Below are 17,860 nucleotides of genomic sequence, written 5' to 3' on the forward strand. Positions count from 1 at the left end.
AAAGCAAGCCAGGCCGCGTTACGTACCGTTAAGTCGGACCCGCGTAGCGCCACCTGGCAGTAATGCTTTATCTCCTTCTCGCTTGAGGGGGAGATAAGATTTGTGAGCAATACAGATTCACGGTTCCAGGCCGTGCGTCATTAGAGAGAATCCGGGTTATGTTGCAGTTCATTCTCCGACGTTTGGGACTCGTCATCCCCACGTTTATCGGTATCACTCTTCTCACCTTTGCCTTCGTCCATATGATCCCCGGCGATCCGGTGATGATCATGGCAGGTGAGCGTGGTATCTCTCCTGAGCGTCATGCTCAACTGCTGGCTGAACTTGGTTTGGATAAGCCGATGTGGCAGCAGTACCTCCACTATATCTGGGGGGTGATGCATGGTGATTTAGGCATTTCGTTAAAAAGCCGTTTACCGGTGTGGGAAGAGTTTGTGCCGCGCTTTAAAGCGACGCTGGAACTCGGCGTCTGCGCGATGATTTTTGCTACCGCAGTGGGCATTCCGGTGGGCGTACTTGCTGCCGTTAAGCGCGGCTCCATTTTCGATCACACCGCCGTGGGTCTGGCGCTGACCGGTTACTCCATGCCTATCTTTTGGTGGGGCATGATGCTGATCATGCTGGTTTCCGTGCAGTGGAACCTGACGCCGGTTTCCGGGCGGGTGAGCGACATGGTGTTCCTTGATGATTCCAACCCGCTGACCGGCTTTATGCTGATCGACACCGCCATTTGGGGGGAAGAGGGTAACTTCATTGATGCCGCAGTACATATGATCCTGCCGGCAATGGTGCTGGGCACCATTCCACTGGCGGTGATTGTGCGTATGACCCGTTCGTCAATGCTGGAAGTGCTGGGCGAAGATTACATTCGTACCGCCCGTGCCAAAGGTCTGACCCGTATGCGCGTCATCATCATTCACGCTCTGCGCAACGCCATGCTGCCCGTGGTGACAGTTATCGGCCTGCAGGTCGGTACGCTGCTGGCTGGCGCGATCCTGACCGAAACCATCTTCTCGTGGCCGGGTCTGGGGCGCTGGCTGATTGATGCGCTGCAACGCCGTGATTATCCGGTAGTGCAGGGCGGTGTATTACTGGTAGCGACGATGATTATTCTCGTCAACCTGCTGGTAGACCTGCTGTACGGCGTGGTGAACCCGCGTATTCGGCATAAGAAGTAAGGGGCCATCATGTCACAGGTTACTGAAAATAAAGTTATTGCTGCACCGGTGCCGATGACCCCGTTGCAAGAGTTCTGGCACTATTTTAAACGCAACAAAGGTGCGGTTGTTGGACTCGTTTACGTGGTCATCGTGTTGTTTATTGCCATTTTCGCCAACTGGATTGCGCCCTATAACCCGGCGGAACAGTTTCGCGATACGCTGCTGGCACCGCCTGCGTGGCAGGAAGGGGGCTCGTGGGCGCATCTGTTTGGTACTGACGACGTGGGGCGCGATGTGCTGTCGCGCTTGATGTACGGCGCTCGCTTGTCGCTGCTGGTCGGCTGTCTGGTGGTGGTGCTGTCGCTGGTGATGGGCGTTGTTCTCGGCCTGGTGGCCGGTTACTTTGGCGGTATTGTTGATAACATCATCATGCGTGTGGTCGATATCATGCTGGCGCTGCCAAGCCTGTTGCTGGCGTTGGTGCTGGTCGCCGTATTTGGCCCGTCGATTGGTAACGCTGCGCTGGCGCTGACGTTCGTGGCATTACCGCACTATGTGCGTCTGACGCGCGCCGCCGTGCTGGTGGAAGTCAACCGCGACTACGTCACTGCTTCCCGCGTGGCAGGGGCCGGTGCGATGCGCCAGATGTTCGTCAATATTCTTCCTAACTGCCTTGCGCCGCTGATTGTTCAGGCGTCGCTCGGCTTCTCTAACGCCATTCTCGATATGGCCGCGCTTGGCTTCCTGGGCATGGGTGCGCAGCCGCCAACACCGGAGTGGGGCACCATGCTCTCCGATGTGTTGCAGTTTGCGCAAAGTGCCTGGTGGGTCGTGACCTTCCCGGGTCTGGCGATCCTGCTGACGGTGCTGGCATTTAACCTGATGGGTGACGGTCTGCGTGACGCGCTCGATCCCAAACTGAAGCAGTAAGAGGTTCGAGATGGCGTTATTAAATGTAGATAAATTATCCGTGCATTTCGGCGATGTTGGTGCCGAATTTCGTGCAGTAGACCGCATTAGCTACAGCGTGAATCAGGGTGAAGTCGTGGGGATTGTCGGGGAATCCGGCTCCGGTAAGTCCGTCAGCTCGCTGGCGATTATGGGGTTGATTGACTACCCTGGCCGCGTGATGGCAGAAAGCCTTGAGTTTAACGGCCGCGACCTGAAGCGCATCTCTGAGAAAGAGCGCCGCCAGCTGGTGGGGGCCGAAGTGGCGATGATCTTCCAGGACCCAATGACCAGCCTCAACCCGTGCTACACCGTCGGCTACCAGATTATGGAAGCCATTAAGGTGCATCAGGGCGGCAATAAGAAAACCCGCATTCAGCGGGCGATTGACCTGCTGACGTTGGTGGGCATTCCCGATCCGGCTTCGCGCCTCGATGTGTATCCGCACCAGCTGTCCGGTGGTATGAGCCAACGCGTGATGATCGCCATGGCGATTGCCTGTCGTCCGAAGCTGCTGATTGCCGATGAACCGACGACCGCGCTGGACGTGACTATTCAGGCGCAGATCATCGAACTGCTGCTGGAGCTACAGCAGAAAGAAAATATGGCGCTGGTGCTGATTACTCATGACCTGGCGCTGGTGGCTGAAGCAGCACACAAAATCATCGTCATGTATGCCGGTCAGGTGGTGGAAACCGGGGCGGCGCACGATATTTTCCGCGCGCCTCGTCACCCGTACACCCAGGCATTGCTACGTGCGCTGCCGGAGTTTGCGCAGGATAAAGCGCGTCTGGCCTCGTTACCGGGCGTAGTTCCGGGCAAGTACGACCGTCCGAACGGTTGCCTGTTAAACCCACGCTGCCCGTATGCCACGGACAAATGCCGTAGCGTAGAGCCGGAGCTGAACATACTCGGCGAAGGCCGTCAGTCGAAATGCCACTACCCACTCGATGATGCCGGGAGGCCCACACTATGAGTACGCACGAGGCCACCTCGCAACAGCCACTGTTGCAGGCAATTGACCTGAAAAAATACTATCCGGTGAAGAAGGGCATGTTCGCCCCGGAGCGCCTGGTAAAAGCGCTGGATGGCGTGTCATTTACCTTAGAACGCGGAAAAACGCTGGCGGTGGTTGGCGAGTCGGGCTGCGGGAAATCGACGCTTGGTCGTCTGCTGACGATGATTGAAGTCCCGACTGGCGGCGAGTTGTATTACCAGGGGCAGGATCTGCTCAAGCATGACCCGCAGGCGCAGAAGCTGCGTCGTCAGAAAATCCAGATTGTGTTCCAGAATCCGTATGGTTCGCTGAACCCGCGTAAGAAGGTGGGGCAAATTCTGGAAGAGCCGTTGCTGATCAACACCTCGCTTAGCAAAGAGCAGCGTCGTGAAAAAGCGCTGGCGATGATGGCGAAAGTAGGTCTGAAAACCGAGCACTATGACCGCTATCCGCATATGTTCTCTGGCGGTCAGCGCCAGCGTATCGCCATTGCCCGTGGTCTGATGCTTGATCCGGACGTGGTGATTGCCGATGAACCAGTCTCTGCGCTGGACGTTTCTGTGCGTGCACAGGTGCTGAATTTGATGATGGATCTGCAGCAGGATCTGGGACTGTCCTATGTCTTTATCTCCCACGACCTGTCAGTAGTGGAACATATCGCCGATGAAGTGATGGTGATGTACCTCGGCCGCTGCGTGGAGAAAGGAACCAAAGATCAGATCTTCAACAACCCGCGCCATCCGTATACCCAGGCGCTGCTCTCTGCGACGCCACGTCTGAATCCGGATGATCGGCGTGAGCGCATCAAGCTGACCGGCGAGCTGCCAAGCCCGCTGAATCCGCCGCCGGGCTGTGCATTCAATGCTCGCTGCCGTCGTCGCTTTGGGCCTTGTACTCAGCTACAACCGCAGCTTAGAGATTACAGCGGCCAACTGGTGGCGTGCTTTGCCGTTGACCAGGATGAGAACCCACAGCAATAAGCGTGGGTTATGACCCAGTAACCGGAGCCTTGTGCTCCGGTTTTTTTATATTTCGTTTTTACTTCCACAATGTGAGTCCATTGGCAGAACATTATTCCACAGCGTCTAGAATATAGTCAGACTCTTGAACGTCACAGAAATATCTACTTCGCAGTTGCTAACGATCTGGAGCAAATGTGGTCACGATACGCTGGGATATTAAAACAATTGATCGCCTGTCTATGGTTGAGGATGTCCTGAAGGAGTTTTCCTGCTGTGATATCAATATCATCTCAATGAAGGTGACGGCTGGCCGGATCCTGATTAAATCCTGGTGTCGTCAGTTGCAGGATATTTCCAGTGTGCAATCCTGCTTAAGTCAGCGTGCCGATATTATTAACGTCGCTTACCTTTGCGAAGAGATAAGCGAACTGTCGATGTCTGAGCCGGAACGCCCGCGCTATTTTTCAGATATTATTTGCAGCAGCCAGAGCATGCAGGCACTGATCGAAAAGGCGATTAGAATTGCGGACAGCAAATATACTGTCCTGATTCGTGGTGAAACCGGGACCGGCAAAGAGCTGCTGGCTCGGGCGATTCATAATTCTGGACAGCGTAGTTTTTATCCATTTATTCCGGTTAACTGCTCAGCTTTACCCGAGGCACTGATGGAGAGTGAATTCTTCGGTTATGAAAAAGGGGCTTTCAGCGGTGCGGACTGTAAAGGCAAAAAGGGGCTGTTTGAAATGGCCGATAAAGGCACCCTTTTTCTTGATGAATTTGGTGAGATGCCGCTAAATTTACAGGCCAAATTACTGCGTGTACTACAGGATGGTGGGATCCGCCGCGTGGGCGGGGCGCAAATTATTCCGGTTAACGTTCGCATTATTGTGGCAACCAACGCCAATCTGGAAGAGATGGTCGAACAACGTCTGCTACGCGCTGACCTCTATTATCGTATTAACATACTCGCCCTGACCATTCCTCCGTTGCGGGAACGTCCGCAGGATCTCAGCCTGCTGATCCGCCACTTTGTGCAGAAATACGCAAAAGAATTCCAGCGACGGTTAATTCTGGATAAAGCCTGCTTTAATGCTATGCATCATCACGCCTGGCCGGGGAACGTGCGCGAACTGGAAAACACTATTATTCGTCTGATGTTGATGGCTGAATCCGATGTGATTACCCGAGAGGATTTGGGCATAGCGAATATAACATCGGGTAATCAGACTCACGCTGGGCGGCCTTTTAAGCAGCAGGTTCAATGTGCTGAGCGTCAGTTGATTGAGCAGATGGTAGAGGAGAATGTGTCGTCGAGGCATATCGCCAAAGCGTTGGGGGTATCGCATACCACGGTGCTGAATAAAATTCGCAGCTATCAACTGGAGAGCGTGAATTAAGCGCCGTCAGGGTTGACGGCGCTGTCATCGGGTTAGTCAATCAGCTTCAACAACGGCGACAGGCACAGCAAAATCCCGTACAGCAGGATAAGCCAGGTTTTCAACCCGCGCAGTTTTTCCAGTTGCGTGACTTTATAAATCAGGAAGAACGGAATAATGCACGAGACGATACCGTAAAGTGGGCTTCCTAACTGGAAGAACACCAGCACCGATACACGGAACGACACCCAAATAACCAGCGTGGTCACGATAAAGGCACAAATTCCCAGCGTCAGAACCAGTGGGTTAATTTTCTCAACGTTGATAACACGACCCAGTACGTTCAGAATAATGCCCTTCATGGCCTCGTGGAATCCAAGATAAATACCGAAGAATGCCGTCAGTACGGCAAAAATATTCAACACCGTGGAGGTGATGTGAATAATTTGTCCGGGGATAACCTGGGCCGCCAGTGCCAGCGCGGAAATATTTTGTTCGAAGGCCGATACCGCTTCTTCATGGCTAATGGAGAAAGTAAAGGAAAAGGAGAAAAACAGAATTACCGCAATCAACGTAATATAACTGATGCGGTGGGTGCGAATGACCATACGCGTAGCCAACACCCGGTCTGACACCCGTTTACGGTAGGCGATATTCATTGGATTCAGCACCTGAATAAACACCGCTGAGAAGAAACAGAACGGGATGGTCAGCAGGACATCGCGAAAGAAGACGCCAGCCTCAGGAAACGCGCTGATATTGCTGAAGTTCCAGTGTGGAACCATCGCAAAGCCAAACACGATGATGATGCCAACCTTTACCACCACCATTGGACCGGAGATTTTGAACAGTAGCTTTTCCCCGCCGGAAGCAATGGCAACCAGCACCGCAAAAATCGCCACTTTGTAGATGATCGATTGTGAAAGATCGGCATCGGTGAGCCCGAATGTTTTTATATAGGATGCGCTGTCAAAAACAACGGATAATGAATAGATAAAGATGCCGTGGATAATCATCAAGAAATAGATGACGCCGAGAAATACACCCCAGTTCTTTCCTAAATAATGACTGATAATATCTGTGTAGTCATTACAGCTTTCACTTTCAGAGAGCGTTTTTAAATAAATATCCTGCACAATATAGGTGGCGGGATAGGCAATAATAAAGGCGACAATAAAGACCCAAATACCGGTTAAGCCAATTTGTACCGGCATCAGCACTGTTCCAGCGCCAATCGCCATGCCGATGCAAAGTAATACCCAGCCAAAATCGTATTTAGTAAACGGTAGTTTTTTTGAGAAGGATGCGGCGGTTACTGCATTGTTGCTTAATTGTAATGTGTTGTCCTGCATAGAACCCCCTGCCGAAAATACCCGCTCTCCCCGGAAAAGGATTACGCGTATAGCCAGGCTGTTGTGCCTTGATTCTCAACGGCCTGAACCGATCTGCGCCGGTTCAGGCCGTAATAGTCAGAATGTTGCCTTTCTGATGGCGTGTTCAAGGTCGTTAATAATATCTTCTGGATCTTCAAGACCTACAGAAAGACGGATAAGTCCGTCGGTAATACCTGCTTTAAGCCGTTCCTCTGGCGCAACGGGCGAATGTGTCATAGACGCTGGGTGCTGAATGAGGGTTTCGGTATCACCGAGACTGACCGCGAGGAGGCATAATTCTACAGAATTGATCATCCGTCTGCCAGCCTCGAGGCCTCCAGCGATTTCGAAGCTGATAATTCCTCCCGGCAGGCTCATCTGGCGTTTACCCAACTCATACTGCGGGTGTGAAGGCAGGCCAGGGTAATACACGCGGGTAATGGCCGGATGCTCTTCCAGGAAGCGGGCAATTTTTAACGCGTTTTCACAGTGGCGTTCCATACGGATGCCTAGCGTTTTAACGCCACGCAGCGTCAACCAGGCGTTGAATGGGCTCATGCAGCCGCCGGTGATATCTTTCAGCCCGACGTATCGCGCCTGATCGATAAATTCCTGCTTGCCCACAATGATGCCGCCAATCACGTCCCCGTGACCGTTGATGTATTTGGTCACGCTGTGCACGACGATATCGGCTCCCAGCAGCAGGGGCTGTTGGCAGTAGGGCGACATAAAGGTGTTATCCACGACCAGCACTGCGCCCTGCTGATGGGCGATCCCGGCGACCGTCTCAATATCAACCAGCGAGAGTGTGGGGTTCGCCGGCGTTTCGATATACACCACTTTGGTTTCCGGGCGCATGGCGGCGCGGATTTCTTCCGGTTTTGCGGCATCGACGAAGCTGACGTTAATGCCGAACTTCGGCATGCTGTGTGACAGGAAAGCGTGAGTACAGCCGTAAATGGCGCTGGCGGAAACGATATGGTCGCCTTGCTGGCACAGGGTTAGCAACGACGTGGTGATGGCCGAAATACCGGACGCGGTGGCCAATGCGGCGTCACCTCTTTCCAGCACTGCCAGCTTTTTCTCCAGCGCGTCGGTGGTGGGGTTCCCCAAACGGGTGTAAATGTACCCGGACTCCTCGAGCGCAAAGCGGGCGGCACCTTGTTCGGCGCTGTCAAAAACAAACGTTGAAGTCTGGAAAATAGGCGTACTGAGCGCGCCAGTTGAAGGGTCGGGTTGTTGCCCCGCGTGAACGATCTGGGTGTTGAATCCGTAAGTACGACAGTCAGACATGATATCTCCTTTGATTCGGAACAGAACAGCTCACACTTAAATAGCAATCGCTGTGCCAGAAAATGAATTTATAGATATCAATGTGTTAGTGATTTCACCGTGCGGGTGGCCGTCAGGAAAGTTGCCAGTTGGCAAGAAACTTTCCAGTCATGGGGCGAGAAAACTAAATGCGAGTCCTTATACAGACTGGGTTATGGCGAGGCGATTGGGGTGACGTGTTACGTAGAATCATCGGCAAGTCGGGCTTGTCCGATGAGGCGCAATGTAGTGGCCTTTTTCGCTTTAATTGCAGATAAATCTCGTCGCCAGGTGCCTATCCTGCCGCGATAATGCACGCAGGGAAGTTTTCAGATACCGCCTCTCTTAATACCGCTACGATCGGGTATACTCTGACGGCAGTTTTGTCTATCCGTGGAGAGTCAGTTTGCGTGTCAGTCGCTCGTTAACAATTAAGCAGATGGCGATGGTTGCGGCCGTTGTCATGGTGTTCGTTTTTATTTTTTGCACCGTTTTGCTGTTTCACCTGGTACAGCAGAACCGCTATAACACGGCTACGCAACTGGAAAGTATCGCTCGCTCCGTCCGTGAACCCCTGTCGGCCACCATTCTGAAAGGGGATATTCCTGAAGCGGAGACGATTTTACGCCGAATTCAGCCTGCGGGCGTAGTCAGCCGCGCCGATGTGGTGCTGCCGAATCAGTTTCAGGCTCTGCGGATGAGCTTTATTCCTGAACGTTCGGTCCCGGTAATGGTGACTCGCTTGTTCGAGTTGCCGGTGCAGATCTCGCTGCCGGTCTATTCACTGGAGCGTTCAGCCAACCCGCAGCCGTTGGCCTATCTGGTGTTGCAGGCGGATTCGTACCGCATGTACAAATTCGTGATGAGCACTCTCTCAACGTTAGTGACCATTTACTTACTTTTGTCACTGATACTGACGGTAGCCATCTCCTGGTGCATTAACCGCTTGATAGTGCACCCATTACGCAAAATAGCGCGTGAGCTGAACGACATTCCCCAGCAGGATCTTATTGGCTATCAACTGGCATTACCGCGCCTGCATCAGGATGATGAGATCGGCATGCTGGTACGCAGTTACAACCTGAATCAGCAGATGGTGCAGCGTCACAGTGAAGAGCAGAGCGACTATTCAATGCGTTTTCCTGTCTCCGATCTGCCTAACAAAACGTTTTTGATGGGGTTACTGGAACAGGTCGTGTCCCGTAACCAGACCACGGCGCTGATGATTGTCACCTGCGAAACCTTGCGGGATACCGCAGGCGTGCTGAGCGAAACCCAGCGTGAAATCCTGCTGCTGACGGTGGTCGAAAAACTCAAGTCGGTACTGGCGCCCAGAATGGTGCTTACCCAGGTCAGTGGCTACGACTTTGCTGTTATTGCGCATGGTGTGAAGGAACCCTGGCATGCCATCACATTAAGTCAGCAAGTGCTCACTATCATTAATGAGCGGTTGCCTATCCACGGTATCCAACTGCGCCCCAATTGCAATATTGGGGTAGCGATGTTTTATGGCGATTTAACCGCAGAACAACTCTACAGCCGTGCGCTCTCCGCGGCACTCACTTCGTGCCGCAAAGGCAAAAATCAGATTCAGTTCTTCGACCCGCAGCAAATGGAAGAGGCTCAGCAACGGTTGACGGAAGAAAATGACATTCTTACCGCACTGGATAACCAACAGTTTGCGCTGTGGATGCAGCCGCAGGTAGAGATCGCCAGTGGTAAGATACTGAGTGCGGAAGCGCTGCTGCGGATGCAGCAGCCGGATGGAAGCTGGGAGTTACCGGAAGGGTTAATCGACAGGATTGAATCCTGTGGTCTGATGGTTACCGTCGGATACTGGGTGCTGGAAGAGTCCTGTCGCCAGCTTGCTGCCTGGCAGGAGCGCGACCTGATGCTCCCGCTGTCGGTAAATCTTTCTGCTCTACAGCTAATGCACCCAAATATGGTGTCGGATCTGCTGGAGCTGTTAAACCGTTATCGCGTGAAGCCTGGCACGTTGATTCTCGAAGTAACTGAAAGCCGGCATATTGATGATCCCAACGCAGCCATCGCCATTTTGCGCCCGCTGCGTAATGCGGGAGTGCGTATCGCGTTGGATGATTTTGGTATGGGATACGCCGGTTTACGCCAGCTGCAGCACATGAAGTCGCTGCCGGTAGATGTGCTCAAAATCGACAAGATGTTTGTCGACGGTGTGCCTGAGGATTGCAGCATGATCACGGCGATTATTCAGCTGGCTCATAGCCTTGATTTGCAGATGATTGCCGAAGGTGTCGAAACCGAAGCGCAACGAGAGTGGTTGGCACAAGCGGGAGTGGAAGTGGCGCAGGGATTCTTATTTGCTCGTCCGGTTCCGGCAGATATCTTCGAAGAACGCTATTTAACGAAGCAATGAGCTGATTACAAAAGTTAAAAAAGGGTGCGCTTGTGCGAGCCAGCTCAAAATTTTTAACATTTCTGTATCAATTATGATCTTTGTACATTTCTGTGATGTTGTGTGGGTGTTACTTTAGGGCCGCAGGTTAAATAAAACCTTACAAGACCTGTGGTTTTTACTTTAAGGACACCCTATGAAAACCTCGATATTCAAAAGCCTTTACTTTCAGGTCCTGACAGCGATTGCCATCGGTATTCTCCTTGGCCATTACTACCCTGAATTAGGCGCCCAAATGAAACCGCTTGGCGACGCGTTCGTTAAGCTCATTAAGATGGTCATCGCTCCTGTCATCTTCTGTACTGTCGTTACCGGCATTGCAGGCATGGAAAGTATGAAAGCAGTAGGCCGCACCGGTGCGGTTGCACTACTTTATTTTGAAGTGGTCAGTACGATTGCGCTGATCATCGGTCTTATCATTGTCAACGTGGTGCAACCCGGTGCCGGGATGAACGTTGATCCGGCAACGCTGGATGCCAAAGCAGTAGCGATTTACGCTGAGCAGGCAAAAGACCAGGGGATTGTGGGCTTCCTGATGGATATTATCCCAGGTAGCGTCATTGGTGCGTTCGCCAGCGGCAACATCCTGCAGGTATTGCTGTTCGCGGTGATGTTTGGATTTGCACTGCACCGCCTGGGCAGCAAAGGCCAAATGATTTTCAACGTGATTGAAAGCTTCTCGCAGGTCATTTTCGGCATCATCAACATGATCATGCGCCTGGCGCCAATCGGTGCTTTCGGTGCCATGGCCTTTACCATCGGTAAATATGGTGTCGGTACGCTGGTACAACTGGGGCAGTTGATTATCTGCTTCTACATCACCTGTATCCTGTTTGTGGTGGTGGTACTGGGGTCTATTGCCCGTGCAACCGGCTTTAGCATCTTTAAGTTCATTCGCTATATCCGTGAAGAGCTGCTGATTGTTCTGGGCACGTCTTCTTCCGAGTCCGCGCTGCCGCGTATGCTCGATAAGATGGAAAAACTGGGCTGTCGCAAGTCGGTGGTCGGGTTAGTTATTCCCACCGGCTACTCGTTCAATCTTGATGGGACATCGATCTATCTGACGATGGCGGCGGTGTTTATCGCTCAGGCAACGAACAGCCATATGGATATCTTCCATCAGATAACCCTGTTGGTGGTGCTGCTGCTCTCCTCAAAAGGGGCTGCGGGAGTGACAGGAAGCGGCTTTATTGTTCTGGCAGCGACTATCTCCGCAGTGGGTCATTTGCCGATTGCCGGTCTGGCGCTGATTCTCGGTATTGACCGCTTCATGTCAGAAGCCCGTGCGCTGACCAACCTGATTGGTAACGGTGTGGCAACCGTCGTTGTCGCGAAATGGGTGAAAGAACTGGATGCCAAAAAGCTGGATGACACGCTGAATAATCGTGCGCCGGATGGCAAAACGCACGATTTATCCTCTTAATCTCGTCACTTATGCCCGTAGTCCCTTGTAGGGCTACGGGCACCTGCGCATAATTACCCCCTGTACCTGAAACTGTCGATCCGATGGTTTCGGGATTTTTTCACTTCTTCCGTGACATTTTCATGTTCTCGCGGTCTAACACGAAGTGTTTTAACGTCATATTCAGAGAGTCTTTTTTCAGGGCTGTCTTTTTATTACCAGGATTGTTGATCAGGGGTTCACATGCAGGGCACAAAAATTCGACTTTTAGCGGGCAGCTTGCTGATGATGGCCTCTGCCGGCTATGTGCAGGCAGATGCGCTCCAGCCTGACCCGGCGTGGCAACAGGGTACGCTGGCAAACGGTTTACAGTGGCAAGTGTTAGCCACTCCCCAGCGCCCTAGTGACCGTATCGAGGTTCGCCTGCTGGTTAATACCGGTTCACTCACCGAGAGTACACAACAGAGTGGTTTCAGCCACGCGATCCCGCGTATCGCGCTGACGCAAAGCGGTGGTCTTGATGCCACGCAAGCCCGTTCACTGTGGCAGCAGGGGTTCGATCCCAAGCGTCCCATGCCGCCAGTTATCGTTTCCTATGATTCCACGCTGTACAACCTCAGCTTGCCCAACAACCGTAACGACCTGCTGAAAGAGTCGCTCTCTTATCTGGCGAACATCTCCGGCAAGCTGACCATCACGCCAGAAACCATCAATCATGCGCTGAGCAGCGAAGATATGGTGACAACCTGGCCGATGGATACCAAAGAAGGATGGTGGCGCTACCGTCTGAAGGGCTCGACGCTGCTGGGACACGATCCAGCCGATCCGTTGAAAACCCCGGTAGATGCCGAGAAAATCCAGTCGTTCTACCAGAAATGGTATACCCCGGACGCTATGACGCTGATTATCGTCGGCAACGTTGACGCGCGCAGTGTGGCTGAGCAAATCAACAAAACCTTTGGCGAATTAAAAGGTAAACGTGAGACACCGGCACCGGTGCCGACACTCTCCCCGCTACGCGCTGAAGCGGTGAGCATTATGACCGACGCGGTACGTCAGGATCGTCTCTCCATCATGTGGGATACACCATGGCAGCCAATCCGTGAATCCGCCGCGCTGTTGCGCTACTGGCGTGCTGATTTAGCCCGTGAAGCGCTGTTCTGGCACATTCAGCAGACGCTAACCAAGAACAATGCGAAAGACATCGGCCTTGGCTTTGACTGCCGGGTGCTGTTCCTGCGTGCGCAGTGCGCCATCAACGTTGAGTCACCGAATGATAAGCTGAATGCAAATCTGGGGACGGTGGCGCGTGAGTTGGCGAAAGTGCGCGATAAGGGTCTGCCGGAAGAAGAGTTTAACGCGCTGGTGGCGCAAAAAAATCTGGAACTGCAGAAGCTGTTTGCCACCTATGGCCGTACCGATACCGATATTTTGATCAGTCAGCGTCTGCGCTCTCTGCAAAACCAGGTGGTGGATATCGCGCCTGAACAGTACCAGCGTTTACGCCAGAACTTCCTCAACGGCCTGACCGTAGAGATGTTGAATCAGGATCTGCGCCAGCAACTATCGCAAGAGATGGCACTTATTCTGCTTCAACCGAAGGGTGAACCTGAATTCAATATGAAGGATCTGCAGGCGACGTGGGATGACATTATGGCGCCCGTTACTGCTGCGGCCATGTCCGTTGAAACCGATGAGTCTCATCCTGAAGTGACGGATATTCCGCCAGTGCAGTAAAGGTAATTGTAACCTGTATGCCGGGCAAGCGAAGCGCCCCCGGCATACAAGATCAACGGTTTACTGCGGCATCGCGTCGCGTGGAATAATCGCCCCGCGATGCTGAATGACAGTGCTTGCCGTCAGGTGGCCGCGTTTAGCGGCTTCTGCGGCATCGCCTCCGGTTAAGCGTACCGCCAGATACCCGGCGCTGAACGAATCGCCCGCTGCGGTGGTATCAATCACTTTCTCTTTCGGCAGTTTTACCGCCGGTACATCAATGAGCTCTTCGCCATTGATGGATACCAGACACGAGTCTGCGCCGCGCTTCACCACCACTTCCTGCACGCCTGCTGCGTGAGTGCGGGCAATCACCTCAGCCACGGGTTTTTCACCCCACAGCGCATCTTCATCATCCAGCGTCAGGAACGCGATATTGGTGCACTCCAGCATCTGCTGATACACCTGCTGTGTTTCTTCTTTGCTGTTCCACAGGCGCGGGCGGTAGTTGTTGTCAAAAATAACTTTTCCGCCGTTGGCACGGCATTCGCGCAGCAGTGACAGCAGTTTCTCACGGCTGGACGGGCTTAAAATGGCCAGGCTTATGCCGCTCAGATACAGGTAGTCGAACGTTGCCAGCTCTTCGCAAATGGCGGTTGAGTGTTCACTTTCCAGCCAGAATTTTGCCGCAGCTTCATTGCGCCAGTAATAGAAGGTGCGCTCGCCGCTGCTGTCTGTCTCAATGTAATAGAGACCCGGAAGGCGATTCTCCATACGCTGCGTTAATGAGGTATCGACGTTTTCGCCGTGCCAGGATTCCAGCATCTGTTGGCTGAAACTGTCCGTGCCCAGCGCCGTGACATAGTGTACAGAAAGGGCCGCAGCATCGACCTGACGGGCGATATAAACGGATGTATTCAACGTGTCGCCACCGAAACCGCGCTGAACGTCAGCGCCTTTCTGTGACAGTTCAATCATGCATTCGCCAATCACGGCAATCTTGCTGGACATAGTCGTAACCTGCTCTGAAAAAAATTAGCGTTAGTGTGCGCTGTGGGTGTTAAGTGGTCAACTATATTAAAACATCGTTCCATTAATTTTTTGAGCCAACGCGTATTCTGCGCGATTTTTTGCTGCCAGGTTTTTATTTTGCGACGTGCTGAGCGTAAAGTTCTGCGTCTGAGCGCCGATAACCTTTGACGAGTCCGGTCAGTCACACTCCTATTTACAGGACATCTCAGATGATAAAGCAGGTTACCCAGCAGCTAATTACGCCTGATGCGAGTATCGAAAGCTTGCTGGAGAGACGCTATTGGCTGCAGTGCGAGCGTGCTTACACCTACCAGCCGATTTACCAGACCAATGGACGGCTGATGGCTGTTGAACTGCTGACAGTGGTGAGCCATCCTGATAATCCTTCCCAGCGTCTTGCGCCAGACCGTTATTTTGCCGAAGTAGCCGTTCGCCATCGTATTGAAGTGGTGAAGGAGCAGCTTCAGCAACTCCAACTGAAAAGCGACTTTTTTAGAGCCCACGACCTGCTGGCGTCGGTGAATGTCGATGGCCCAACGCTGCTTGCGATGCGCCAGGATCCCGAGATACTGAAAATCATCGAATGTCTGCCGTGGCTGCGTTTTGAGCTGGTGGAACATATTCGCTTGCCGAAGGGAGCGTCATTTGCTTCGATGTGCGAATTTGGTCCGCTCTGGCTGGATGACTTTGGCACCGGGATGGCCAATTTCTCTGCCCTGAGTGAAGTCAGCTACGATTACATTAAGGTGGCGCGGGATCTGTTTATTATGCTGCGCCAGACGCCGGAAGGCCGGAACCTGTTCACGCTGTTGCTACAGCTGATGAACCGCTATTGCCGTGGTGTGATTGTCGAAGGTGTTGAAACACTGGATGAGTGGCGCGATGTGCAAAACTCACCGGCGTTCGCTGCGCAGGGCTATTTTCTCTCGCGTCCGGTTCCCCTGCATACCCTTGAAGAGGTGATATTGTCGCTTTGATGTTGGCGTCATCTGCCTCCTTTTAACCCTGCTGGACTATCTTTAGGACAGGCAAGGAAGAAAGTGAGGAGGTAAAAGATGACGAAAGCAGGCAAAATAACCACAGCAGTATCAGGGGTTTTCTTGTTGTTGATCGTCGTACTCATCATCGTGATTGCGACATTTGACTGGAACCGGCTCAAACCGACCATCAACCAGAAAGTCTCTACTGAACTCAACCGACCGTTCGCGATACGTGGTGATTTGGGCGTAGTCTGGGAGCGTCAGAAGCAGGAAACCGGTTGGCGCAGTTGGGTTCCGTGGCCGCATATTCATGCGGAAGATATTATCCTCGGCAATCCGCCGGATATTCCCGACGTCACCATGGTGCATCTCCCGCGCGTTGAAGCCACGCTCGCCCCACTGGCATTGCTGACAAAAACCGTCTGGCTCCCGTGGATTAAGCTGGTGAAACCGGACGCGCGGCTTATCCGCCTGTCGGAGAAAAATAACAACTGGACATTTACCCTCGCGGGAGACGAAAACCGCGATCCCCATGCCCCACCGTCTGCCTGGTCATTTCGACTCGATAACATTCTGTTCGATCAAGGGCGCATTGCCATCAACGATAAGATCACGCAGTCGGAGATTGAGATCTTCGTTGATCCGCTGGGTAAACCATTACCCTTTAGCGAAGTGAGCGGCGCACAAAGTAAAGAGAGCAACGCCCGCGTCGAGGACTACGTGTTTGGTCTGAAAGCGCAAGGCCGATATCACGGTGAACCGCTCAGCGGCAGCGGAAAAATCGGTGGGATGCTGGCGCTACGCGGGGAAGGCACACCTTTCCCGGTACAGGCCGATGTCCGTTCAGGTAATACACGGGTGGCGTTTATCGGCACGATAAACGATCCGATGAATATGGGCGGAGCGGATCTCAAACTGAAGTTTTCGGGCGATTCGCTAGGGGATTTGTACGATTTGACCGGCGTGCTGTTGCCGGACACCCCTCCCTTTGAAACTGACGGGCGACTGGTCGCCAAAATAGGTAACGGGAAATCCTCCGTGTTTAATTATCGCGATTTTAATGGCCGCATTGGCGACAGCGATATTCACGGCACGCTCGCTTACACCACCGGTAAGCCGCGCCCGAAACTGGAAGGGGAAGTTGAGTCGCGCCAGCTGCGGCTGGCGGATTTAGGGCCGCTGATTGGTGTGGATTCCGGTAAAGGAGCGGAACGAGCCAAACAGTCTGAACAACGCAAAGGCGAAAAGAGCGTCCAGCCTGCGGACAAGGTCTTGCCGTATGACCGTTTTGAAACCGACAAGTGGAACGTCATGGACGCCGACGTACGCTTCAAGGGGCGGCGTATTGAACACGGCAGCAGCCTGCCCATCAGCGACCTCTCCGCCCATATCATTCTGAATAATGCCGACCTGCGGCTGAAGCCGCTGCAATTTGGTCTGGCGGGAGGCAGTATCGTATCCAGCATTCATCTGGAAGGGGATAAAAAACCGATGCAAGGCCAGGCGAATATCCAGGCGCGTCGACTGAAGCTGAAAGAACTGATGCCGGATGTGGAACTGATGCAGAAAACGCTGGGTGAAATGAACGGTGACGCCGAGTTTCGCGGGAGCGGAAATTCGGTGGCCGCGCTGCTCGGGAACAGTAATGGCAACCTGAAGTTGTTGATGAACGATGGGTTGATCAGCCGAAATCTGATGGAGATTGTGGGACTGAATCTGGGTAACTATATCGTTGGACAGATATTTGGTGATGATGAAGTGCGGGTGAACTGTGCGGCAGCGAATCTGGATATTGTCAACGGCGTCGCGCGCCCACAAATTTTTGCTTTTGATACCGAAAATGCGGTCATCAATGTCACTGGAACGGCGAGTTTTGCCTCTGAACAGCTGGATTTAACCGTCGATCCGGAGAGTAAAGGCATTCGTATTATTACGCTGCGTTCGCCGCTGTATGTGCGCGGGACATTCAAAAATCCGCAGGCTGGGGTGAAAGCGGGACCGTTGATCGCCCGTGGGGCCGTCGCTGCTGCGCTGGCAACGCTCGTCACGCCAGCAGCCGCGCTGTTGGCGCTGATTTCACCGTCTGAAGGTGAGGCCAATCAGTGTCGGACGATTTTGTCGCAGATGAAGAAGTGATTCCAGAAGAAAACTGCCGGATAAGCGAGTCGC

General features: G+C 53.0%; 13 protein-coding genes. 10 read left to right on the plus strand and 3 right to left on the minus strand.

Translation table 11 applies throughout. The features are described 5' to 3' along the window. Positions 1–158 precede the first annotated feature (158 nt). The 5 genes from dppB to E4Z61_RS18030 all read left to right on the plus strand — a co-directional run bounded on the left by dppB (position 159) and on the right by E4Z61_RS18030 (position 5,464). A complete protein-coding gene (dppB, locus tag E4Z61_RS18010; protein WP_135323942.1) occupies positions 159–1,178 on the plus strand; it encodes a dipeptide ABC transporter permease DppB in 1,020 nt (339 codons plus the stop codon). Between the two features lie 9 nt (positions 1,179–1,187). Continuing rightward, the gene (dppC, locus tag E4Z61_RS18015; protein ID WP_135323943.1) at positions 1,188–2,090 is read left to right on the plus strand and encodes a dipeptide ABC transporter permease DppC; all 903 of its coding nucleotides are present in this window, start codon (positions 1,188–1,190) and stop codon (positions 2,088–2,090) included. Between the two features lie 10 nt (positions 2,091–2,100). Beyond that, positions 2,101–3,084 carry a dipeptide ABC transporter ATP-binding protein gene (gene dppD, locus E4Z61_RS18020; RefSeq protein ID WP_096759164.1) on the plus strand — a complete coding sequence of 328 codons (984 nt, stop codon included), beginning with the start codon at positions 2,101–2,103 and terminating at the stop codon, positions 3,082–3,084. After that, positions 3,081–4,085 (plus strand): dipeptide ABC transporter ATP-binding subunit DppF, encoded by a 1,005-nt coding sequence (gene dppF / locus E4Z61_RS18025; protein ID WP_135323944.1) that lies wholly within the window; start codon positions 3,081–3,083, stop codon positions 4,083–4,085. Before dppD ends, dppF begins: the two co-directional genes overlap by 4 nt. 176 nt (positions 4,086–4,261) lie before the next feature. Next, on the plus strand, positions 4,262–5,464 hold the full coding sequence (locus tag E4Z61_RS18030) for a sigma-54 interaction domain-containing protein (protein ID WP_135323945.1): 1,203 nt from the start codon (positions 4,262–4,264) through the stop codon (positions 5,462–5,464). A 32-nt stretch (positions 5,465–5,496) separates the two neighbouring features. Here the strand turns inward: E4Z61_RS18030 and E4Z61_RS18035 are convergent, their stop codons facing one another. Further along, positions 5,497–6,795 (minus strand): SLC5/6 family protein, encoded by a 1,299-nt coding sequence (locus tag E4Z61_RS18035; protein WP_135323946.1) that lies wholly within the window; start codon positions 6,793–6,795, stop codon positions 5,497–5,499. Positions 6,796–6,912: 117 nt separating this feature from the next. Further along, positions 6,913–8,109, minus strand: coding sequence for a methionine gamma-lyase (megL, locus tag E4Z61_RS18040; protein ID WP_135323947.1), 1,197 nt, complete (start codon positions 8,107–8,109; stop codon positions 6,913–6,915). Positions 8,110–8,533: 424 nt separating this feature from the next. Here megL and hmsP point away from each other — a divergent pair, with 424 nt between their 5' ends. The 3 genes from hmsP to E4Z61_RS18055 all read left to right on the plus strand — a co-directional run bounded on the left by hmsP (position 8,534) and on the right by E4Z61_RS18055 (position 13,700). Beyond that, complete coding sequence (gene hmsP / locus E4Z61_RS18045; protein ID WP_135323948.1) at positions 8,534–10,522, plus strand: biofilm formation regulator HmsP; 1,989 nt, start codon at positions 8,534–8,536, stop codon at positions 10,520–10,522. A gap of 175 nt (positions 10,523–10,697) precedes the next feature. Further along, positions 10,698–11,984, plus strand: a complete 1,287-nt coding sequence (locus E4Z61_RS18050; RefSeq protein ID WP_135323949.1) for a dicarboxylate/amino acid:cation symporter — start codon at positions 10,698–10,700, stop codon at positions 11,982–11,984. A 222-nt stretch (positions 11,985–12,206) separates the two neighbouring features. Next, entirely contained in the window at positions 12,207–13,700 is a 1,494-nt protein-coding gene (locus E4Z61_RS18055) for a M16 family metallopeptidase (RefSeq protein WP_135323950.1), read from the plus strand. 60 nt (positions 13,701–13,760) lie between these two features. Here the strand turns inward: E4Z61_RS18055 and kdgK are convergent, their stop codons facing one another. After that, positions 13,761–14,690 carry a 2-dehydro-3-deoxygluconokinase gene (gene kdgK, locus E4Z61_RS18060; protein WP_135323951.1) on the minus strand — a complete coding sequence of 310 codons (930 nt, stop codon included), beginning with the start codon at positions 14,688–14,690 and terminating at the stop codon, positions 13,761–13,763. Between the two features lie 230 nt (positions 14,691–14,920). Here kdgK and pdeH point away from each other — a divergent pair, with 230 nt between their 5' ends. Both pdeH and E4Z61_RS18070 read left to right on the plus strand, forming a co-directional pair. Further along, positions 14,921–15,688 (plus strand): cyclic-guanylate-specific phosphodiesterase, encoded by a 768-nt coding sequence (gene pdeH, locus E4Z61_RS18065; RefSeq protein ID WP_135323952.1) that lies wholly within the window; start codon positions 14,921–14,923, stop codon positions 15,686–15,688. 78 nt (positions 15,689–15,766) lie between these two features. Further along, the gene (locus tag E4Z61_RS18070; protein ID WP_135323953.1) at positions 15,767–17,827 is read left to right on the plus strand and encodes an AsmA family protein; all 2,061 of its coding nucleotides are present in this window, start codon (positions 15,767–15,769) and stop codon (positions 17,825–17,827) included. Positions 17,828–17,860: the final 33 nt, after the last annotated feature.

The sequence above is a fragment of the Citrobacter tructae genome, assembly GCF_004684345.1.
GTDB lineage: Bacteria > Pseudomonadota > Gammaproteobacteria > Enterobacterales > Enterobacteriaceae > Citrobacter > Citrobacter tructae.